General features: G+C 55.6%; 14 protein-coding genes, 1 tRNA gene and 1 pseudogene. 13 read left to right on the top strand and 3 right to left on the bottom strand.

Going from position 1 to position 18569, the window contains the following annotated elements:
• The 3 genes and pseudogenes from RDK48_RS10290 to RDK48_RS10300 form a co-directional block, all read left to right on the top strand.
• Nucleotides 1-1315, top strand: a pseudogene (locus RDK48_RS10290) (glutamine synthetase type III); the annotation flags it as partial.
• Nucleotides 1316-1642: 327 nt separating this feature from the next.
• On the top strand, nucleotides 1643-2500 hold the full coding sequence (dapF, locus tag RDK48_RS10295; protein ID WP_298997257.1) for a diaminopimelate epimerase: 858 nt from the start codon (nucleotides 1643-1645) through the stop codon (nucleotides 2498-2500).
• 14 nt (nucleotides 2501-2514) lie between these two features.
• Entirely contained in the window at nucleotides 2515-3741 is a 1227-nt protein-coding gene (locus tag RDK48_RS10300) for an LL-diaminopimelate aminotransferase (RefSeq protein ID WP_298997254.1), read from the top strand.
• Between the two features lie 1248 nt (nucleotides 3742-4989).
• Here the strand turns inward: RDK48_RS10300 and RDK48_RS10305 are convergent.
• Nucleotides 4990-5067: transfer RNA gene (locus tag RDK48_RS10305), tRNA-Pro, on the bottom strand.
• A gap of 126 nt (nucleotides 5068-5193) precedes the next feature.
• Between RDK48_RS10305 and RDK48_RS10310 the strand changes: the two genes are divergently transcribed.
• From RDK48_RS10310 to RDK48_RS10355, 10 genes are all read left to right on the top strand, one after another.
• Nucleotides 5194-6258, top strand: coding sequence for a chemotaxis response regulator protein-glutamate methylesterase (locus tag RDK48_RS10310; RefSeq protein ID WP_240825599.1), 1065 nt, complete (start codon nucleotides 5194-5196; stop codon nucleotides 6256-6258).
• Between the two features lie 23 nt (nucleotides 6259-6281).
• Nucleotides 6282-8213 (top strand): HEAT repeat domain-containing protein, encoded by a 1932-nt coding sequence (locus RDK48_RS10315; protein ID WP_298997246.1) that lies wholly within the window; start codon nucleotides 6282-6284, stop codon nucleotides 8211-8213.
• A 692-nt stretch (nucleotides 8214-8905) separates the two neighbouring features.
• Nucleotides 8906-9742 (top strand): protein-glutamate O-methyltransferase CheR, encoded by an 837-nt coding sequence (locus RDK48_RS10320; RefSeq protein ID WP_298997542.1) that lies wholly within the window; start codon nucleotides 8906-8908, stop codon nucleotides 9740-9742.
• Nucleotides 9743-9752: 10 nt separating this feature from the next.
• A complete protein-coding gene (locus RDK48_RS10325) occupies nucleotides 9753-10529 on the top strand; it encodes a ParA family protein (RefSeq protein WP_298997243.1) in 777 nt (258 codons plus the stop codon).
• Entirely contained in the window at nucleotides 10523-11224 is a 702-nt protein-coding gene (locus tag RDK48_RS10330; protein ID WP_298997240.1) for a chemotaxis protein CheW, read from the top strand. The genes RDK48_RS10325 and RDK48_RS10330 overlap by 7 nt, the downstream gene beginning before the upstream one ends.
• Before the next feature lie 110 nt (nucleotides 11225-11334).
• On the top strand, nucleotides 11335-11703 hold the full coding sequence (locus RDK48_RS10335; RefSeq protein ID WP_022658680.1) for a response regulator: 369 nt from the start codon (nucleotides 11335-11337) through the stop codon (nucleotides 11701-11703).
• A gap of 69 nt (nucleotides 11704-11772) precedes the next feature.
• Nucleotides 11773-14841, top strand: coding sequence for a chemotaxis protein CheA (locus RDK48_RS10340; RefSeq protein WP_298997237.1), 3069 nt, complete (start codon nucleotides 11773-11775; stop codon nucleotides 14839-14841).
• A gap of 121 nt (nucleotides 14842-14962) precedes the next feature.
• Complete coding sequence (locus tag RDK48_RS10345) at nucleotides 14963-15478, top strand: nitroreductase family protein (protein WP_298997234.1); 516 nt, start codon at nucleotides 14963-14965, stop codon at nucleotides 15476-15478.
• 267 nt (nucleotides 15479-15745) lie between these two features.
• Entirely contained in the window at nucleotides 15746-15955 is a 210-nt protein-coding gene (gene rpmB, locus RDK48_RS10350; protein WP_027180796.1) for a 50S ribosomal protein L28, read from the top strand.
• A 57-nt stretch (nucleotides 15956-16012) separates the two neighbouring features.
• Nucleotides 16013-16987, top strand: coding sequence for a rhomboid family intramembrane serine protease (locus tag RDK48_RS10355; RefSeq protein WP_298997232.1), 975 nt, complete (start codon nucleotides 16013-16015; stop codon nucleotides 16985-16987).
• A gap of 192 nt (nucleotides 16988-17179) precedes the next feature.
• On the opposite strand, the gene RDK48_RS10360 is transcribed toward RDK48_RS10355, so the two are convergent.
• Both RDK48_RS10360 and RDK48_RS10365 read right to left on the bottom strand, forming a co-directional pair.
• Nucleotides 17180-17689 carry a threonine/serine exporter family protein gene (locus tag RDK48_RS10360; protein WP_298997230.1) on the bottom strand — a complete coding sequence of 170 codons (510 nt, stop codon included), beginning with the start codon at nucleotides 17687-17689 and terminating at the stop codon, nucleotides 17180-17182.
• Entirely contained in the window at nucleotides 17686-18567 is an 882-nt protein-coding gene (locus tag RDK48_RS10365) for a threonine/serine exporter family protein (RefSeq protein WP_298997228.1), read from the bottom strand. The genes RDK48_RS10360 and RDK48_RS10365 overlap by 4 nt, the downstream gene beginning before the upstream one ends.
• Nucleotides 18568-18569: the final 2 nt, after the last annotated feature.

The raw sequence follows: 18569 nt of genomic DNA on the forward strand, positions 1-18569 counted from the left end.
CGAAGTGGCCCCCGGTCAGTTTGAAATCGCCCCGGTGTACGAAGAAGCCAACATCGCCTGCGACCACAACATGCTCTGCATGAACATGATGCGTCACATGGCTGGCAAGCACGGTTTTGTGTGCCTGGTGCACGAAAAGCCCTTTGCGGGCGTGAACGGCAGCGGCAAGCACAACAACTGGTCCATCAGCGATTCTGATGGCTCCAACCTGCTCAACCCCGGCTCCACGCCGGTGGACAACGCCCAGTTCCTGGTCTTCCTGGCCGCCGTGCTGCGCGCCGTGCACATGCACAGCGCGGCCCTGCGCCTCGGCACCGTGGGCGCTGGCAACGACCACCGCCTTGGCGCCAACGAAGCCCCGCCGGCCATCCTGTCCGTCTACCTTGGCGAACAGCTTACCGACGTGCTTGACACCATCATCAACGGCAAGGGTTCCAAGAACAAGAAGAGCGCGGTCATGGAAGTGGGCGTTTCCACCCTGCCTCCGCTGCCCGTGGATCTTTCCGACCGTAACCGCACAAGCCCCTTTGCCTTCACCGGCAACAAGTTTGAATTCCGCGCCGTGGGCTCCTCGCAGTCCGTGGCTCCGGTCAATATCGCCCTGAACGCGGCTGTTGCCAGCGCCCTGGACGACATTGCCACCGAACTTGAAGCTTCGGTTGCCGGCGGCACCGATCTGAACACGGCCCTGCAGTCTCTGCTGCCCCGCCTGTTCAAGGAACACATGCCCATCGTCTTTAACGGCAATGGCTACGCTGAATCCTGGGCTGAAGAAGCCGCCCGCCGCGGCTTGCCCAACTACAACAACACCGTTACCGCTCTTGAGCACTACAGCGATCCCGATGTCATGAACGTCTTCCTGCGTCACGGCATCCTGACCGAGCGTGAAATTCTCTCCCGTCAGGACATCCTGCTGGAAAACTACAGCAAGACCGTGTGCATTGAAGGCAATCTGTTGGCCGACATGATCCGCTCTTCCGTGCTGCCGCCCAGCATGGAAGCCCAGACCAGGGCCGCCGATGCGGTGGTTAAAACCCGTGCCGTGCTTGGCGACAAGGGCGCTGCAAGCGAAGAGGAATACTTTAACGCACTGCGCGGCCACATTGTTGCACTCCAGAAGGGTGTGGCGGTGCTGGAAAAGGCCGTGGAAAAAGCCCAGTGCACCGAAGGCGCGCTGGAACAGGCCAAGGCCGCTCGTGACGGCATCTTGCCCGCCATGACCGAATGCCGCACCCATGCAGACGCTCTTGAGCGCATGGTTGATGACAACCTGTGGGTTCTGCCCAAGTACGCAGAACTGCTCTGGGCTCACTAGGTCGTTAAGAAATAGTTGGGGGCAGGGGGTCTCATCCCGGGGGGGAAGATGGTCCCCTTGCCTCCGGCCCCTGCGGTTCTGCCGCAGGGAGCCACAGGCCTCGCCGTTCGCCGCAACGGACGGCGAAGGCCAGTGGTCATCAAGCGGAGAGTCTGGCGGCTCTCCGCTTTTTTTTGCGTCCTTAAACCGCCGCCGCACGTTGGATTCACGGCAGGCGCGCCGCACTGTGTTTACTTTTGCCTTGAATCAGAATAAATACTTATTTGTGATACTGCCAAGATAATTATGGGCAGCCTGTTTCGGCCCCCCGTATGATAAGGAGTATATATGGCTGCAACACTGCGCTTTACAAAAATGCAGGGCATCGGCAACGATTATGTCTATGTGAATGGCTTTGAAGAACGTGTCGAGAACCCCAACGACCTTGCCCGACAGATCAGCGACCGCCATTTCGGTGTCGGGTCTGACGGTCTTGTACTGATCCTGCCTTCCGGCACTTCAGACGTGCGCATGCGCATGTTCAACTCTGATGGTTCCGAGGCTGAAATGTGCGGCAATGCCATCCGCTGCGTGGGCAAATATGTTCACGACCACGGCATTCTTTCCAAGGATGTTATCCGCGTTGAAACCCGCGCCGGGGAAAAAATCGTCCGCCTGCTGTTTGAAGGCGGCGAGGTCTGCGGCGCTACGGTTGATATGGGCGAACCCGTGCTGACCCCGGCCAACATTCCAGTGCTGGTCGAGGGCGACACAAGCGCCCAGCGTTTTGTGGCCCGCCCCGTCGAGGTTGACGGCGCAGGCTACGATATTACCGCTGTTTCCATGGGCAATCCGCATGCGGTTGTGTTCATGAAAGGCATTGACGACCTTGATCTGCCCAAGATCGGCCCCAGTTTTGAGCACCACAGGCTGTTTCCGCAGCGCACCAACACCGAATTTGTGGAAGTGATCTCTTCCACCAAGGTGAGAATGCGCGTGTGGGAACGCGGCGCGGGCGAAACCCTTGCCTGCGGCACCGGCGCATGCGCCGTTGCGGTTGCCTGCGTGCTCAACAACCTTACCGGGCGCGAGCTTGACGTGGAACTCAAAGGCGGCACCCTGCACATCCATTGGGACGAAATTTCCAACCATGTCTACATGACCGGCGGAGCCGTCACCGTCTTCACCGGCATATACCACATCTGATTCAGAGGAATGTGATGACCAGCGTAAACAGCAATTTTCTCAAGCTGCAAAGCAACTATCTTTTTGCGGAAATAGCCCGCAAGGTCGCCTCCTTCAAGGAAGCCAACCCCGAAAAGCGCGTCATCAGCCTGGGCATTGGCGATGTGACCCGCCCCCTTGCCCCTGCCGTTGTTGCGGCGCTGCACAAGGCTGCGGACGATATGGGCGATGCCGCTACGTTTCACGGGTACGGCCCGGAACAGGGCTATGCCTTTTTGCGCGAAATCATCGCGGAACACGACTACAAGGCGCGCGGTGTTGATCTGAGCCCCGACGAAGTGTTCGTGAGCGACGGCGCCAAGTCGGACGTGGGCAATTTTCAGGAGCTTTTTGCCGCTGACAGCATTGTGGCAGTGACTGACCCAGTCTACCCCGTCTATGTGGATTCCAACGCCATGGCGGGCCGTTCCGGCGAATTTGACGGCAAGCAGTGGGACAGGCTCGTGTACCTGCCCTGCCTCAAGGAAAACGACTTTGTGCCGGACTTTCCCAAAACCCGGCCCGACATCATCTATCTGTGCTACCCCAACAACCCCACGGGCACAGTGCTTTCGCGTCAGGCGCTTCAGGGTTGGGTCGACTACGCCCGCCGCGAAGGCTGCGTCATTCTGTATGACTCCGCTTACGAGGCGTATATCACCGACAGTTCTGTTCCCCACAGCATTTACGAACTTGAGGGTGCGCAGGAAGTGGCCGTGGAATTCCGCAGCTTCTCCAAAACCGCTGGCTTCACCGGCCTGCGTTGCGCCTACACGGTTGTACCCAAGGCGCTCCAGGTCAGCGATGCCAAGGGCGGCAAGGTTGCGCTCAACGGCCTCTGGAACCGCCGCCAGTGCACCAAGTACAACGGCTGCCCCTACATTGTGCAGCGGGCCGCTGCCGCCACCTACAGCCCGGAAGGCCGGGCGCAGGTCATGGACGTTATCCACGGCTACCAGCGCAATGCAGAAAGCCTGCGCAACGCAGTAACCGGCATGGGCCTTTCCGTCTACGGCGGCGTCAATGCTCCCTACATCTGGGTGAGCGTGCCTGACGGTATGACCTCCTGGGGATTCTTTGACCACGTGCTGAACAATACGGCTCTTGTGTGCACACCCGGCGCTGGCTTTGGCGCTTCTGGCGAAGGCTATGTGCGCCTGACGGCCTTCGGCTCCCCTGCTGATACGGAAGAAGCCATCAAGCGCCTTGCCTCACTGAGCTAGGTGTATGGCGCGCTCAGCGCGCCTCTAGAGCAACGAAACAAGCATCCGCAGGCCTAACCTCGGTTGCCGCAAAATAGCAGAAAGCCCGTTTCTTAGAGGATGTGATGAGCATCCCCCAAGAAACGGGCTTTCTCCACTTCAAATGATAACAGAATACTATGGTTCAGGATTATCTGGAGATGCCAGGGAGCATTCCCTTACTGCTGGCCCATATGACAACTTGAATTGATTAACTACGCCAGAAAAAGGTATCCCGCCACCCGGGCAAAAATGGCGGAATACCTGACTCCTGAACGCTAAACTGGAATAATCACAGATCAGGAGGTTGCCGACAGACAGCGTGAACCAACTTTCACGCCATCACTACGCTACCAGCCCCTGTGGATTCCAGCCTACCGATTCAGCAGTCTATTTCTTACCTTTACGGCAGATTCGTTCACATTATATTTTCAAGAGACCCTGATCATCAAAAACTCGACGAGTTCTTTTCTCTTACCGCTCGAATTGGCTGCAAAAACATTAAGTACAGGAATAGCTGGTTACATACACATTCATATTAGATAGCCAAAACATCCATATTGTCTGACTGCTGTCGGTGCAATATATATATTTATGAGCGAGTCAAACTTATTCTTAACTTATTTTGGTATGCCTTACTTTCACCAACGTGTGTTCATGCTTTTTTTGAAAACTACTTTTTCTGGCAGTTACACAAGAAATTATTATTTATACTTTATTTTTCAACATACCTAACATCAAAAAATAAATAATTTTTCTCAATATTTGCTAAAAATACCATCTCATAGACTGATAAATTTTTTACATAAATTGTATAGACACATATTACTATTCAGACGATTTAATGGCTTGTAATTTTCACAGATCTTTTTATCGCGCTTTATACACTATTTTTATGGGTACATGCATTAAAAAACAAAGCAGCTTGCTATGTTAAATTAGCCAGAGCTACCGGGTACACTTTTACAGATGCCTGTTCGTGCCACCACGCCATGGTGTTTATTGGTTTAGCAAGATCAATCTGGACATTGTGAGCATAGGATTAAGTCCTTGCAGACACCTTGCCGACGACTGCCAGCCATCAAACGGCGACAGATAAAACCGGGCACTGTCGGCAACTAACCAGAAATGATTCTTCAAAATTTAAAAGCAGAGAGCCGCGCGATGGAAATGAAGAAGGGAAAAACAAAAAAAGGGCTTACGGTGGTTACCGTAAACCCTTGATTTTGCTGGTCGGGATGGCGCGATTTGAACGCGCGGCCTCAGCGTCCCGAACGCTGCGCTCTAGCCAAGCTGAGCCACATCCCGTTGAGAGAGGGAACATAAGCGAGACTGAGTAGTTTGGCAAGTAATTTTTTATTTGTAAAAAAATAATGCCTGACGTAGCATACAAAAACTAGATAGAGAGAGAATTTTTTGGAGTGAGCTTATCCTATGATCAGTGTCCTCGTGGTTGATGATTCAACCTTTATGCGCAACACCATTACTTCACTTCTGGAGCAGGATTCTGAAATCAAGGTTGTGGGCACGGCCCGCAACGGTCAGGAGGCCCTGGAAAAAGCCGAAGAACTCGATCCGGACGTAATGACGCTTGATGTTGACCTCCCAAGGCTTGATGGCCTTGGAGTTTTGCAACAGTTGATGAAAAAGACTCCGATTCCCGTGCTGATGGTCAGCTCTCTCACACAGAGCGGCGCAGAAAGCACATTAAAGGCGTTAGAGTACGGCGCTCTTGATTTTATTCCTAAAACCATGAGCTGCGACCGGGAGTGTTTTGGGGCGGAACTGCAGCGCAAGGTGCGGGCCATCGCACGGCGTAAAACCATCATCAAACTCAAGTACAGGCGCATCAACCAGATTCAGGTTCCGGTTCCACGCCCTCAACCTTCGCAACCTGCGGATTATGTGCAAACGCCCTGCACCGGGCCGCGCGATCTGGTTGTAATCGGCGTATCCACCGGTGGGCCGCCAGTGGTGCAAAAGATTCTTTCAGCACTGCCTGCGGATCTTCCGGCCTGCATACTTATTGCGCAGCATATGCCGGCGGCTTTTACAAATCCGTTTGCCAAGCGTCTCGACAGTGTTTGCAAGATCGGCGTTACCGAAGCCCAGGATGGTGACAAGTTTAAAACCGGCCATGCGTATGTCTGCCCTGGCGGCAAACACTTGGGCATTCGCATGCGCGGCCCGTTGCCAGAAATCTTTGTTGCAGAAGAACCACGCGATGCCCTTTACAAACCTTCGGCAAACGTGCTTTTTGAAACTGCGGGCAAAGCAATGGGAAGACGCACGCTTGGCGCAATTCTCACCGGAATGGGTTCAGACGGATGCGAAGGGGCCAAGGTTCTTAAAGAGAAGGGCGGCTGCCTTATAGCGCAAAATGAGGCATCCTGTGTCGTTTACGGTATGCCCAAGGCGATTGTAGACAACAAGCTCGCCAACCTCATTCTTGATGTGGACGATATTGCCAACGCCATCATAACAACGGTCAGAGGCTGACCCCACCGTAGCAGGACATGACTATGAACATGGAAAATCCACAGCACAAAGCAATTCTTGAAGCCCTGAAGTCGGGCGAAAATGACGCGATTCGCGACGCGGCATTCAGCGCTGGCGATCAGGGCCTCCAGGATGCCGTTCCCATGCTCTGCGAACACATCAAAAGCCCAAGTGTGGGCGTACAGGAAGCAGCGGAATACGCCCTGCGCAAAATTCGCGGGCCACAGGTGGTTGTAGCTCTGCTGCCGCTCCTGAGCAGCGACGAAGCCCCCGTGCGCAACGTGGCCATGGACATTCTGCGCGAAATCGGCTCGGACAGCATTGAGAGCATTCAGCCCTACCTGCAGCACGACGATGCGGACCTGCGGATATTTATCACAGATATTCTGGGATACTGCCGTACGCATCAGTCCTGTCTGCTGCTCTGCCGCGCCCTGCTCAAAGATCCGGAAGTGAATGTGCGTTATCAGGCTGCTGTGAGCCTTGGCACACTGGCTTTTCCCGAAGCCGTCAACTCCCTGTGCCAGGCCATGCACGATGAGGAATGGGTGCAGTTTGCCGTGGTGGAAGCCCTTGCGAAAATCAAGGACTACTCCGCCGCCAGCGCTCTTGTGAAACTGCTTTCGCAGGCCTCGTCCCTTGTGAGTTCGGCCATTGTGGACGCCCTTGGCGATATGGGCGATGTAAAGTCCATTCCCCTGCTCTTCAGTTCGCTTGAAAATGTTCGCGAAGCCCTGCGCCACAAGATTGTCAAAGCTATCGTGCAGATTCTCAACGGGCGCGGCTTGTCGCTGCTGGCTGGCAAATCGCAGGAGAGGCTGCGTTCCTACCTGCTCGACGCCCTTACAGACAATGACGAAGACATTTTGCTGGCCTCCCTGCAAGGCCTGAGTGCCATTGGCTCGGACGCGTGCACCGAAGACATCATCAACATGGCTGCCACCCTCGACAGGGAACGCCAGGATGAACTCTATGAAGCCGCCATCAAGGCCATAGCCGCCATCGGCTACAATGACTCCGTGCGCGATGCCCTGAACAGCGTTGATGAATCGCGCACCCTGCTGGCAATGGAGGCCTGTCATCTTATGGCAGACCGCCGTTGCGTGCCTGATCTCAAGAATGTTTTCTGGGATGCCAGCCCGGAACTGCAGCGCATGGCGGCAGCGGAACTGGCTCAGCTTGGCGATTGCGCCGACTCCCCATTCTTTGTAACAATCATGAATGATTCAGAAGATGCAGAAGTTCTTAAGAGCGCACTGGTCTTCTTTGGCAACCAGCCCACCTGCCCTGACGTGGAAGACCTTGTCTTCGCCCAGCTGGATCACCGCTATGTGGACGTTAAGGAAATGGCGCTGGAAGCCTGCATCAATCTGCACAGCGCCAAGCTGAACGAGCGCTTCAAGGAGCGCGCCAAGAGCGAAGACCCCCTGCAGCGCATGATGGCCGTGTATGCCCTTGGCCGTTACGGCATTGTGGAAAATCTGTCTGAAATAACGGCAGCGCTTGACGATGAATCGCCCCGCATACGGCAGGTGGCGGTGGAATCCTTCCAGAGTCTTGGCGAACAGGCCGAGGGATATCTGCCCCTGCTGCTGCCCCGCCTTTCAGATGAAGACAAGGATGTCCGTCTTGCAGTGATTGACCTGCTTGGGCAAATCGCTTCCCCAACTGTGCTGCCCTACATTCTCAATGGGCTTGATGACGAAAACGAATGGGTTCGCATACGCGCTGTTGATGCGCTGGGCATGCACAAGGTTGCCAATGCCGTTCCGCAACTGGCGCAAATGCTTGAGAATTCAAGCCCCATGGTGGCCCTCAAAATTATTGAGGCTCTCGGTAAAATCGGCGGCAATGTGGCCTTTAGCGTGCTGCTGGGTTTGATGAATCATGAAGACCCAGATATCCAGCATGCAGCGGAAGAAGCGGTGGCAACGATCCAGGCCGAACAGGAGTAGGTATGTCTCAGCCCCCTACGTTATTTCCCAAAAGCCCGCTCGGCTCTGCCCAGAATAGCGGCAACGGCTCATCTGCTGGCGGCGCGGCTACTCCCGCAGAGCAACGTCCACGGTTTAGCGTGACGCCAACGCCCGGGGCAGCGCCTGCCGCTCCGGCTGCCAAACCCGTTGCGCCCGCCCCGGCCTCGCCATTCAGAACAACAGTTCCTGCCCCTGCAAGCCCGGCGCAAGGCACAGGCCTGACAGGTTCTGCATTCCGCACACCTGCGGGTGCAGGCGCTGGCACAGGCTTGGGGGGCACACAGCCAGCAGGCGGTGCCACCAGCCCAACTGTGCCTGCGGCAACACGCCCGCCCCTTGGACAATCCGGCCTGGGACAATCCGGCCTTGGTCAGACCGCATCCGGGCTGTCTGGAGCCACAACCCGGCCTCCTCTCGGGCAAACTGGTCTTGGACAATCAGGGCTAGGCCAGTCAGGCCTGGGGCAAACAGCAAGGCCTCCGTTGGGGTCTGCCCTGCCGCCGCGCACAGCAAGCCCCGCGCCTGCTGCGGGCGGCTTTGGTGCCACACGGTCCGCGCAAAGTGCACCCGCGACCAGCGCCATGCGCCCGCCGCTCACGCCTGCTGCGGCTTTTCGCTCGCCCACGCAAGCGGCAGAAAACACCCGCGCAGCCTCGCCCTTTCGCAAGGATTTGCAGATATCGGACGAAGAATTTCTGCAACTGCGCGATTTCATCTATCAGCAGTGCGGCATTTTCATTGCTGAAAACAGAAAGTACCTTGTTGAGAATCGGCTTTCAAACCGCATCAAGGAACTGAACCTCAAAAGTTACAGCGACTATTACAACTTTCTGCGCTTTGACGGCAGCCGCCGCACAGAACTCACCAAGCTTTTTGAAGTGGTGACAACCAACGAGACAAGCTTTTTCCGCAATCCGCCGCAGCTTGAAGTTTTTCAAAAAAGTGTGCTGCCCGACATACTTGACCAGTGCCGCAAGGCTGGGCGCAAAAAGCTGCGCATCTGGTCGGCTGGCTGTTCCACGGGCGAAGAACCCTACACGCTCGCCATCATATTGTGTGAGGTTCTGAAAAGTGAACTTTCCAGCTGGGACATCAAGATCACAGCCAACGACCTTTCCGAGGCCGTATTGGCTGCTGCCCGCCGGGGTGTTTACAACGATTATGCCCTGCGCACGACCCCCAAGGAAATTGTGGACGCTTACTTTATCAAGGAAGACACGCAATACAGGGTCAAGCCGGAACTGAAGTCGCTCATTTCCTTTGGGCCCATTAACCTCAACGAGAGGGAACAGCTCAAACGTATTGAAAAATCGCAGATTGTTTTCTGCCGCAACGTTATCATCTATTTTGACGATGAAATGAAGCGCAAGGTTATCAACGCCTTTTACGACAACCTTGAAATCAACGGCGCTTTGCTTATCGGGCATTCCGAATCCCTGCACAACATCAGCCGCGCGTTCCAGCTTGAACACCACAAGGGAACCATTGTTTACAGAAAAATGAGCTGATACTGATACCATGTGTGCAAAAATTCTGGCTATTGCCAATCAAAAAGGGGGCGTCGGCAAAACCACGACATCCATTTCGCTGAGCAGCGCGCTTGCCCGCATGGGGAAAAAAGTTCTTGTTCTTGATCTTGATCCCCACGCCTGCGCCACGTTGCATGCGAGAATATACCCCGAAGGCATCGCTTGCAGCCTGCATGATCTTTTTCTTGCGCAGGAAGATGCCTGGCCCGTGATCTGGCCTGACCTTATCCATGTGCAGGCGCTGCCGGGAATGGACGTGGCGCCGGGCAGTATACGGCTTTCAGAGCTTGAAGTTGACTTTCGCGAGCGTCAGGCCAAGGGAAGTGTGCTCCTCCGCAGCCTCACGCATGTGCGCGATGAATACGATTACATAATTCTGGATTGTCCGCCCCATGTGGGCATTCTGCTGGTCAATGCGCTGGTTGCCGCAGACCTGCTGATAATTCCGATCCAGACAGATTTTCTTGCCTTGCACGGGCTTAAGCTGCTGTTCGACACGCTGCACACGTTGAACAAGGCTCTGGGCAGGTCCGTACGCTACCGGGCGGTGCCCACCATGTACGACAGAAGAGCAAAAGCCTGCACACGGGTACTTGAACTGATGCGGCGCAAAATGGGGCAATCCATGTTCTCAACGGTCATTGGGGTGGACACGCACTTTCGCGAGGCCAGCGCCCAGGGGTGCACCATTTATGATATCGACGCCCGCTCAAAGGGTGCGCTCGGGTATAATTCGCTTGCAGAAGAAGTGGTAAAGCTATGGTAAAAACGCCCGAAGAGTACTTTGCAGACCAGTGCCTGGCCGTGCCGCAGGCGGCAGACGCAACGCTGAGCGTTGCGGAACAGGCCTTTGTGCAAAAATATCTGGGCAGCGATGCATTGCAGACCATGCCGGTGCTTGAGCCGGAACAGGTGATGGCTGGCGCAGCTGGAGAATCAAAAGACCATACGCGCCATTCCCGTCATGGCGGACATGCAGAGGCAGAAGCAGCCCGGCCTTCCTTGCGCACACGGCTTGCGGCAGAAGAACAGGTACAGATGGTTTCGTTCTATGTGCGCGAGCAGGTTTTTTTGCTGCCAGTACCGGTAATTGTCGAGGTGCTGCGCTACATGCCGCTGACCCGGCTGCCCATGGCGCCCCCCTTTATTGCTGGTGTTGTCAACTTGCGCGGCAAGGTTACGCCACTGCTGCACCTGGATGCATTGCTGACCACAGACCAGACAAAGCGCTATACCGAAAAGAGCTTTATCATCGTTTGTGGCACAGAAGACATGCAGCTTGGCCTTATTATTGACAAAATACATACCATGTACATGGTTTCAAAAGACAGCATCAGCTGGAACATTGAGGCGCAACTTGGCGAAGGGGCAGATTTTCTGTGCGGCCTCGCCAATATCAAGGAGCGCCTCCACGGTATTATCGACCCGGAACTGATTGTCGAAAAACTTATTGAAGTCTGATCGCCGGCCTAGCTGAAACAGCGTACGGTCTGACTTGCCAATAATCTGAATAATCTCTAGAGTTCGGTGAAATTTGTACGGCAGCCAACAACAGACGGACAGGATCACCTATGAAAAAACATATTATGGTCGTAGACGACTCCAAGACTATCCGTAACCTAGTAGCCTTTGTTCTCAAGGGCGAAGGCTTCAAGGTCAGCACCGCCGAGGACGGCCTTGATGCTATTGAAAAGCTTTACAGCCTTGAGCCGGTCGACCTGATTGTTTCGGACGTGAACATGCCCCGCATGGACGGTTTCACGTTTATCAAGACTATCCGCGCTCAGGATGCCTATAAGGATATTCCTATTATTGTCCTTTCAACCGAAGGGCAGGAAAAGGACATCCAGACCGGCATGAGCCTCGGCGCCAACCTTTACATGGTAAAACCGGCTCAGCCTGAAAAAATGGTTCGTAATATAAAGATGCTTCTGGGATAGCCGATAAGAAAGACAGTATGTGTCCAATTCGGACATTAGTGTGCTTTCAGCCATATAAAGGTACAGGTTATGAGCCAGGAATTTTTTGATCCGGAACTTTTCGCCGATTTTATCGCGGAAGCCAAAGAACATCTCGAAACTATCGAGCCTAACCTTCTTGAGCTTGAGAAGGCGCCGGACAATCTTGCTCTGCTGAATGATATCTTTCGGCCCATGCACTCCCTCAAGGGCGCATCGGGTTTTCTGGGGCTGAACCGCATCAATCAGCTTGCGCACAAGTCTGAGAATATTCTGGACGAACTGCGCAAGGGCACGATGGTTGTCACCTCGGAAATCATGGATGTCATTCTGGCATCCACCGATGCCCTGCGCCAGATGATCGACAATCTTGAATCCACCAACGCTGAAGGCGAAGTGGAGATTGGGCACATCATGGCTCAGATCGAAGCCATCATGGCCGGCGAAACAACGCCGCAACCAAAAGAAGAGATTGTCGAACCTGCCTCTGTTGCTGAAGAACCTGCCATGAGTGAAGAACTGTCCACGGCAGATGAAGCTGCGGAAGCGCACAGCGAAAACAGCCACGACAACCCAGCCGCCACAGCCGGGGACAAAGCAGAGTTTACGGCCATGTCTGGCAAGGATTGGGTGCAGACGCTGCCCGATCTGCCCACGTATACCCTCACCGCCTTTGGCGAAGGGCACCTGAAAGATTTTATCGATGAGTCCAACGACACCATCGAAAACCTCACAAGTTCCCTCCTGGATCTGGAAGAAAATCCCGTTGGCCGTGATGAACTGGTCAACGATATTTTCCGTTTCTTCCACAACATGAAGGGCAACAGCGGCATTATCGGCTACAGCGAACTGAATTCGCTCACGCACGAAGCAGAAACCCTGCTCAACAATGTCCGCCAGGGCAAGATCACGCCCACCCATGAGCTGATCGACCTTCTGCTTCTTGTGGTTGACGTGCTGGAAGCTCTGGTGCAACGCATCAATATTGAAGCGGGTTCAGCCACTCCTTTCAACATTTCTCCCGTGGTCAAGCAGCTTCAGGAAGCACAGACAGGCGGCCCCATTTCGCTGCCGCAGGAACTTCTTGACGCCCAGGCCAGCCAAAACGGCAACGGCGACCATCACGAAGCCGCAGAGAGCCAGGACGTAGCGCAAGAGGCCAGCGAGAAGGAAGCCCCTGCCGCCGCAGAACCCCACGCTCCGGTTGAAGTGGTCACACCGACATTTTTTGCCGTTGGCGCTGAAAACGATGATACCGAGGCCTTTCGCGTCACGGTGCGTCAGCAGTTTGAAATTATTCATGCTGCGCTGGAAACTCTCAAGAAAGACGGCAGCCACAAAGATTCCATTGATGCCCTGTACCGCTGCCTGATTGCGGTCAAGAACGCCTGCGCCTTCATGGAATTTGAAGACATCAAGGTTTACGCCGAGCGCACGGCTGGCATAGTGGATCAGGGGCGCATCAGCGGTATTGATTTTGAATTGATGGTTGACCTGCTGGATCAGGAAGTTTCCATCATCAAAGATATGGTTCAGCTTGCGCTGGACGGCCCTGCCAAGGCCGCCACCCCGTCAGCTGCGCCTGCTGCGGCTCCCAGCCCGGCCTCGACCCCGGCGGACGAAAAGCCTGCTGAACCTGCAGCCGAAACCAAGGTCGAACCCAAGATCGAAAAGGAACAGGCTGCTCCGGCTGCTGCCAAGCCCGCTGCACCTGCCAAGCCAGCCGCTCCGGCTGCTGCAAAGCCCGCTGCGCCCGCAAAACCGGTGGCACCAGCAGCCAAGCCTGCTGCACCTGCAAAACCGGCGGCTCCGGCTGCGGCAAAGCCTGCGGCACAGGCCGCGGCACCGGCTGCCGAGAACCACAAGGGTTCTTCCACTATCCGTGTTGACCATGAACGCCTTGACCACCTGATGAATCTCATTGGCGAACTCATCATCAACCGTAACAGGTACACCCTCATCGCCCGTTCGCTCGAAGACACCGGGCATGACGTGGATATTTCCCAGGTCGCCCAGAGCCTTTCTGAAACCACCTACGCCATGGCGCGCATTTCTGACGATCTGCAAGACACCATCATGAAGGTGCGCATGGTTCCGGTTTCTTCGGTCTTTTCCCGCTTCCCCCGGCTGGTGCGCGACCTTTCGCGCAAAAGCGGCAAGGAAGTGGATCTGGTCATGGAAGGTGAAGAAACTGAACTGGACAAGAGCGTTGTTGAGGTCATTGGCGATCCGCTTGTCCACCTTATCCGTAATTCTGTTGACCACGGTATTGAACCTGAAGACCAGCGCCTCGCTGCGGGCAAGCCCGCCAAGGGCAAGGTTGTACTGCGCGCCTTCCACAAGGGCAACTCTGTTGCCATTGAAATTGAAGATGATGGCAAGGGCATTGACCCCGCAAAAATGCGCGAAGTTGCCATCCGCAAGGGCGTCATCACACCTGAGGAAGCCGCACAGCTTGATGACCGCGAATCGCTGGAGCTCATCTTTGCCCCCGGTTTCTCCTCGGCTGAAAAAATCACTGATATTTCAGGCCGCGGCGTAGGTATGGATGTGGTGCGCACCAACATCAAGAATCTCAAGGGCAGCGTCAGCACGTATTCAGAGGTGGGCAAGGGCACTCGCTTCACCTTGAGCCTGCCCCTGACTCTGGCTATCATTGACGCGCTTATGGTCAATGTTTCCGGGCAGATGTACGCCATTCCCCTTGATGCCGTCTCTGAAACCACCAAGATTGAAGCCGAACGCCTCACAGATGTGAAGGGACGCAAGGCCGTAACCCTGCGCGGCGAGGTACTTGGTGTTGTGGAGCTTTCAGAAATGCTGGGGCTGCCCCGCACTGATCCTCTGCCAGATGTGCTTTCCGTGGTTGTCATTCACGACAACGACCGGCGTCTGGGTCTCGTGGTCGATCGGCTCCTGGAACGGCAGGAAATTGTTATCAAACCCCTGGGCGCATACCTTGGCGACCTCAAGGGGATTTCGGGCGCAACCATCATGGGCGATGGCTCGGTCATCCTGATTCTTGACCCGCACGAAATTTACATACTGGCGACCTCCAAAGCTCCTTCCATCGGCGCTGGGGGCGAACAGGGGAAGCAGCCGGTTTCAGTAAGAATGTAACGCTACAGGGGGCCAGAAGGCCCCCTTTTCCATTGGTGAGAAGTCAAGAAACACCACTTGACCTTTCTGCTGTTTTTTCAGCCAGCGGAGCAAAGCCATTCCTGCCAAAAAGGATAAAGCCATGATAGAATTGTTGAGCAATCGTCGCAGCATACGCAAATTCACAGATGAAGCCGTCAGTGATGAGCATCTGGAAAAACTGCTTATGGCCGGGCTTCTGGCCCCTTCATCCAAGGATACCCGCCCGGTGGAACTGGTGGCGGTGCGCGACAAGGCTGTTATTGCCGCGCTGGCCGACTGCCGTGACTCCGGCACCATGCCCCTGCGCACAGCCCCCCTGGTGCTGGCCGTGGTGGCAGATACCGACAAAGCGGACGTATGGGTTGAAAATGCCTCCATTGTTGCCATTCTGGTGCAACTGGAAGTGGAACGCCTGGGCCTCGGCTCCACATGGGTGCAAATGCGTCTGCGCACCAACGGTGCCGCTTCCGCCGAGGCGGAAGTAAGAAAAACACTTGGCATTCCCGATCATTATGGCGTACTTTGCCTCGTGGCCATTGGTCACAAGGACGAAGTAAAAAAGCCTCGGGAGCTTGATGCGTCTGACTGGGCGCGTACGCACCGGGATTACTTCTGAGTTGAGTAACCAGCTCCTATGGATTGGCTTGAAAAATTGGGCTGCTCCAGAGTGGTAAGGCCTGCCCTGTTCAATGATGGGCTGGCAAACCAGACCCCAAGTGAAGTCGCCTTTTTTTGAGAAAATTTCTTGCCTTTCCATGCTGCATGAGCTATATGACCTTTTCGCGCGGTTATGCCCATATGCAACGCTGTCATTTTTTTCGGCGCGGGCTTTGTTCTTGCCGCATTTGAATTGAACTATTTTTTTGCATATACGGAGGAATGTATGAGCAAGGAATGCATCTTTTGCGGCAAAAAGCCCCAGGTCGGCAATCTTGTGAGCCACTCCAACATTAAGACCAAGCGTCGCTTCAATCCCAATTTGCAGCGCGTGCGTCACCAGTTCCCCGATGGCAGCGTGCGGACCCTTTCCGTCTGCACCCGTTGCCTGCGCTCTGGCGTTGTTGTTAAGCCCACGGTGCGTAAGCAGGCCTAACTGACCTTCTTTTGCAGCTTTCAGCCCCGACAGGTTTCTGCCGGGGCTTTTTTGCTTATGCGTACAATTCCACCGAGAATTTTTGCCTTTTCGCGTTACTGGCGCGCCCGCCGCAGGCCCAGCAGCCTGCCTCTCGACTGGCGCCCGATTGCCAGCTTGCAAGGCACCACGGGCTATGCACGCTTTCGTGAATGGCTGCTTGTGCTCAATGCCTGCAATATCCCTCACCAGACTGTGCAGATGAACGGCAGAGAATACATTTATGTGCCCGCGCTGTTTGAAAATATTGCACTCAGGGAGCTGGGGGACTTTGTGCGCGAAAGCGCAGCGCCTGCCGCCCAGCCCCCGCCGCTGCATGTTTTTCCCCATGCCTACATGGCAATGCTGGCGCTGCTGCCGCTCATTCTCTGGCACGGCTGGCGCATGGGCTGGTGGCCTGCCCCCGCAGTCCTGCCACCGCCAGATATGTGGAGCAGCGCGGGCATCCTTGACGCAGTGCGGGTTCGCGTTTTCAATGAATGGTACAGAAGCTTCACCGCGCTTACCCTCCATGCCAGCCTTACCCATCTTTGCGGCAACATAGCCTTCGGGGCTATATTTATGACCCTGCTGGCCCGTATGACAGGCGTTGGCAGAGCCTTGTGGCTCACCCTGCTGGGAGGCGCGCTGGGCAATGCCCTGACCGTGCTGTTGCGGCCCCGCCCGGTTTTGAGCATGGGATTTTCCACGGCACTGTTTGCCAGCATTGGGGCTATTTCCGGCTACATGGCCTGCCAGCAACAAAGCAAACGCAAAACCATGCTGCCTGTGGCTGCCGCAGCCGCCTTGCTGGCCATGCTCGGCACAGAAGGCGAAAATACCGACTATGCCGCACATCTGGCCGGGCTTGGCTGTGGGCTGGCGCTGGGAGCATTTGAAGCATGGCAGGTGCGAAACTGCCGTAGGAGGTTGAGCCAATGGACGGCGGGTGCACTCACGGCCCTGATCTGCACCGCTGCATGGTGGTGGGCCTTTGCCGTCATGCGCAACTGACTGAGCAAAAAAAATCCTGACGTGAACACGCACATCAGGATCATGTTTTTAGCTGTAATTTTTTAATCACCACAAGTCAGCGCAGGCCAGCGCCTTCTCACGCCACTATCTTTCCACCAGACCTGCTCCCATCCTCTGTATGCCAGCCCAGAGCCGCACGGCAACACTATTCCTGCGTGGCAAGCGCCTGATTCAGACCGCGGTGCCGCCCTTGCTCAGCTTGTGCAGTGTACGCCCAAGCGGCGCTTCGCGGTGGAAAAGAAGCAGGGGTAGTATGGCCCCGATGGCCAGGGCGCACATGATGAAAAATGCCGTGAGCCCGTTGTAGACAACGCTGACAAGCACAGTCTGGCCCTGAGGCGTCCCGGCAGTGTTGAGGAACTGCAAGGTCGCCAGAATGGCCTTATAGGCAAACATGCCGGGAATCATGGGCAACAGCGCGGGGAACACAAACATTTCCGCCGGGGTATGGCAGCGGCGCGCGATGGGCATACTGCAAAAGGAAATAATCAACCCGGCGCAGAGCGATGCGCTGGCAATCCCCATACTGGCCTGCAACAGCAAAAAACGGCTCATATGGCCCGTGGCGGCAAGCAGGCCAGCCATGACGGCTATCCGCTTGGTGGGCCGCGAAATGGCCGCAAAACCAACTGCGGCAACAGCTGCGAGCGCGCCATCCGCAAGACAGTCAACCAGCATCATAGCGAATCCACCCCCATCAGCAGCATGGTTGTTGCCAGCCCCAGAGCAATGCAGATAATGAGCGTACTGGCCTGAATCAGCCGCGAAACGCCCATGAGCACATGCCCGTCAAGAATATCCAGCATGGCGTTGATCAGGGGGATGCCGGGGATGAGAAACAGCACGCTTGCAGCCATGCCTGTTTGCGGCGTGTTGCCCAGATGCAGCAGCACGCCCAGCGATGCCGCCAGAGAGGCTGCAAATGAGCAGAGAAAAAACGTGACCTTCAGGTCAAGGCCCCAGTGCAGCAGTTTCTGCCGCAGATAGAAGCCCAGAAAGGTTGCGCAGAAAACCAGCCCCATAGCCACCGCATCGCCGTTGAACAAACCGCAAAAGGCGGCATTGGCGCAGGCCACAAGAAAACGCAGCAGCACGGGATTAAGCGTGGGCACCGCGCAGATGGCGCTGAAATGCTCGCGCGCCTTGGCAAGGCTGAGTTTTTCATCGGCAATGCTCCAGCTCAGGGCATTGAGCGCCGCCACCCGCTGAAAATTGGGCGCTCCAGACACAATGGAGCTGACCGCGGTGCGGCGCTCCGCCGGAATGCCCCCTTCGGCTGGCTTGATGACCGAAAGCATGAGGTGCTTGGGGAATATGGCCAGTTCCACCTCAAAACCATATGCCCGTGCAATGCGGCAGGCGGTGCGGTCTACTCGTGAAGTCTGCCCGCCCGCCGCAAGCAATGTGGAAGCATAAACCTGTATGAACTCAATAAGCTCTTTGGCAGTCAGAACGTTATGCTTTGTTCCGCAAGCGGCATCAGCCTCACCCGCAACAGTCGAATCCGCCGCCAATGCAGACAGCGTATTCAGACCGCCCTGCCCGTTTTGCAAACCCATAA

The sequence above is a fragment of the uncultured Desulfovibrio sp. genome (assembly GCF_902477725.1).
In the GTDB taxonomy this organism is placed as follows: domain Bacteria; phylum Desulfobacterota; class Desulfovibrionia; order Desulfovibrionales; family Desulfovibrionaceae; genus Desulfovibrio.

Bases quoted from the DNA above. Each gene is read 5' to 3' on its own strand.
- dapF (WP_298997257.1), top strand. From the start codon at position 1,643: ATGGCTGCAACACTGCGCTTTACAAAAATGCAGGGCATCGGCAACGAT.
- RDK48_RS10300 (WP_298997254.1), top strand. From the start codon at position 2,515: ATGACCAGCGTAAACAGCAATTTTCTCAAGCTGCAAAGCAACTATCTT.
- RDK48_RS10310 (WP_240825599.1), top strand. From the start codon at position 5,194: ATGATCAGTGTCCTCGTGGTTGATGATTCAACCTTTATGCGCAACACC.
- RDK48_RS10315 (WP_298997246.1), top strand. From the start codon at position 6,282: ATGAACATGGAAAATCCACAGCACAAAGCAATTCTTGAAGCCCTGAAG.
- RDK48_RS10325 (WP_298997243.1), top strand. From the start codon at position 9,753: ATGTGTGCAAAAATTCTGGCTATTGCCAATCAAAAAGGGGGCGTCGGC.
- RDK48_RS10330 (WP_298997240.1), top strand. From the start codon at position 10,523: ATGGTAAAAACGCCCGAAGAGTACTTTGCAGACCAGTGCCTGGCCGTG.
- RDK48_RS10335 (WP_022658680.1), top strand. From the start codon at position 11,335: ATGAAAAAACATATTATGGTCGTAGACGACTCCAAGACTATCCGTAAC.
- RDK48_RS10340 (WP_298997237.1), top strand. From the start codon at position 11,773: ATGAGCCAGGAATTTTTTGATCCGGAACTTTTCGCCGATTTTATCGCG.
- RDK48_RS10345 (WP_298997234.1), top strand. From the start codon at position 14,963: ATGATAGAATTGTTGAGCAATCGTCGCAGCATACGCAAATTCACAGAT.
- rpmB (WP_027180796.1), top strand. From the start codon at position 15,746: ATGAGCAAGGAATGCATCTTTTGCGGCAAAAAGCCCCAGGTCGGCAAT.
- RDK48_RS10355 (WP_298997232.1), top strand. From the start codon at position 16,013: ATGCGTACAATTCCACCGAGAATTTTTGCCTTTTCGCGTTACTGGCGC.
- RDK48_RS10360 (WP_298997230.1), bottom strand. From the start codon at position 17,689: ATGATGCTGGTTGACTGTCTTGCGGATGGCGCGCTCGCAGCTGTTGCC.
- RDK48_RS10365 (WP_298997228.1), bottom strand. From the start codon at position 18,567: ATGGGTTTGCAAAACGGGCAGGGCGGTCTGAATACGCTGTCTGCATTG.